General features: G+C 30.0%; 2 protein-coding genes. Both read right to left on the bottom strand.

Features of this window, described 5'->3' with window-relative positions:
* Positions 1-611: 611 nt before the first annotated feature.
* Positions 612-1,718 (bottom strand): Abi family protein, encoded by a 1,107-nt coding sequence (locus IDG60_RS10985; protein ID WP_000361524.1) that lies wholly within the window; start codon positions 1,716-1,718, stop codon positions 612-614.
* A 511-nt stretch (positions 1,719-2,229) separates the two neighbouring features.
* On the bottom strand, positions 2,230-2,519 hold a 290-nt coding region (locus IDG60_RS10980; RefSeq protein WP_481906085.1), incomplete at its 5' end, for a GMP synthase (glutamine-hydrolyzing).

Genomic DNA, 2,519 nt, shown 5'->3' with positions numbered 1-2,519 from the left:
GAATAGGAAACCGATCCCAGGACATAAAATCCAAATCGTAGGCTCTACAATCTTATATTGGTAGTAGTTGACTGCGGAGCCCCAACATAAAGAAATTGGTACGCCAATTTCTACAGATATAACTCCCATCATTTCATCACATGATGTTGCCCATACCAATCGCACCAAAAAAGGCTAGAAACCGCGTAATAACGGTACTTCTAGCCTATCATTTGCTATATATAATTATTCCCACTCGATGACAAGAGTACTTTTCGTTAATTTGTACCAGTTTATAACTATTGATATATCAAGATTTTCAATGCTCTATACTTCTCAACAGTTCATGTCACTGCATAATTTACGTATTCATTGCCTACAACGTATGAGATGATATATCAAATCAACTCTACAAGGTTGTAAAATATCAACATTGAAAGCAAGGTACATTTACTCATTATTTGTGGCGGATAAAAGATAAATGCTTTTTATTACTCCTATAAAATAAACCGACCATATTATAATTCAACATTTTTATAAATATAGTGTTATTTGAAAATCTTTCTAACTACAACACAGGGCATTATTCAGCATAAAAAGACAATCACTTAGTTATTAGTGTGCGCTATTTTTTATTTAGTTATTTTAAAGTAAGAAAGGTTATTTTCAATAACTCCTAACCTAGAAAGTTTAATAAAGTTATGTTCTGAACATTTATTCTCTATCTTAGTTAGAGTCTCATTCCATTCAATAATATTATTTTCTGGCATACTCATAAATATTTTCTTCATAGCTAATAAAAATGTAACTAACCTTTGCTGATATTTATACTTTTCTATATTTACATACATTTCCTCATCACTATGATGTTTTGCACAGGTGTTTGTAAAATTAATTCCATAAATTATATCTGTGTGAGCTATTCTATTTCTCAAAAACCTGATACTATTCAACCATGCACACAATAACTTTTCTGGAAGTTTTATGCTTATACCAGTATTTTTTTCTATTAAATTTTCAATTCGCTTACTTACTTTATTTCTATAAGTTGGTAATGTAGTTCTATAAAAAGTAGACAAATCTCCAAAACTAAAATTTTGGAATAAAACCCAAGCTGGTATAATATTGTATTTTTTAATATTATGTTTAACGTTATCGTTACTTTTCTTTTTTTCTATAGCTCTCCAAAAAACATTTTGTAACCTATTGAACTCTTTTAGCTTTTTGGCAGAATATTTATACTCATCATTAACTTTCTCAAAATATAAATCTTTATCTAAATAGAACAGTGTCGAAGGCTTGTTATTATACTCAATTTCTAACATATATACTTCTAAAATAATATTTCTTATATGAGTTTCCAACATATTTACTAAACTAAATAATTGTTTCAATAAATATCTATCAAATTTATAAAGTATATATACTTCATCAAAATTTTTCGGCTCATCTTTACCAAATTCATTATACATAAAATGCTTCAAATTATAATAGCCAACACTATGTAAAAGCTCCACACATTTTTCTTTTGACTTAATTTCAGGAAAATATAAATTTTTAGTTTCTAATTTATATAACATTTGTTCTATTGTAAAGGGAGTGGGTATTTCACTTTTAGGAGCATCGTTTAGTGTCTCAAAAGTTACTTTTAAATTATCATACTCTTTAACGTCGATTACTTTTTCTTTATACATTATGCCTTCTAATTCTTTTAAGTTAATTTCAAGTGATTTATCCATAACTATAAATTCTCCTATTACAAAAAAAAGGCCAACTGTGTTTCGCATTGCTAAGAGGCGTTAGTTGACTTCTAATAAATTAATATTAATCTAAGGGGTGTCAATTGTCAATTGTAATTCAATCATTCTTGTCTTCTCAAACCTCACTAAATCATCAATAAATATAGGTTCTAACATAATCAGATTTACCTTATCGCCAAATATTCTATGATAACGACCACTTTCTTTTATGTAGTACAAAAGATATTTATTTAAAACTCTTGTCTCTTAGTAACAAATAAATTTTCTCTCACTCCTCTAACGGATATCATCTACAATCATTGTATGACTAGGATTGTCGTTAAATACTTCTTCTACATTTTTGTCTAACTTCTCATCATCTCCGTCTCAAAATATAAGAAAGAGATGATTCCCATTATTTCACGTCATGATGTTGCCCATGCCAAGCACACCAAAAAGGCTGGAAACCGCATAGTAACGGTAACTCCAGCCTATCATTTGCTATATATAATTATTCCCACTCAATTGTGCTTGGTGGTTTTGATGTAATGTCATAGACTACGCGGTTGACGTGATCTACTTCGTTTACGATACGACTAGAAATCTTTTGTAAGACTTCCCAATCGATGCGTGCGAAGTCACTTGTCATACCGTCGATAGATGTTACTGCACGAATACCTACTGTGTGATCATACGTACGGTAGTCTCCCATAACACCTACTGATTGAATGTTTGGTAACACTGTGAAGTATTGCCAAATTTCTCTTTCAAGACCTTCTTCTCTAATCACTTGGCGTAAAA

This window comes from Staphylococcus sp. EG-SA-2 (assembly GCF_017152085.1).
This window is presented reverse-complemented; position numbering and strand designations above follow the sequence as displayed.

Excerpts from the sequence above, each read along its gene's own strand:
- IDG60_RS10985 (WP_000361524.1), bottom strand. The coding sequence starts at position 1,718 with ATGGATAAATCACTTGAAATTAACTTAAAAGAATTAGAAGGCATAATG.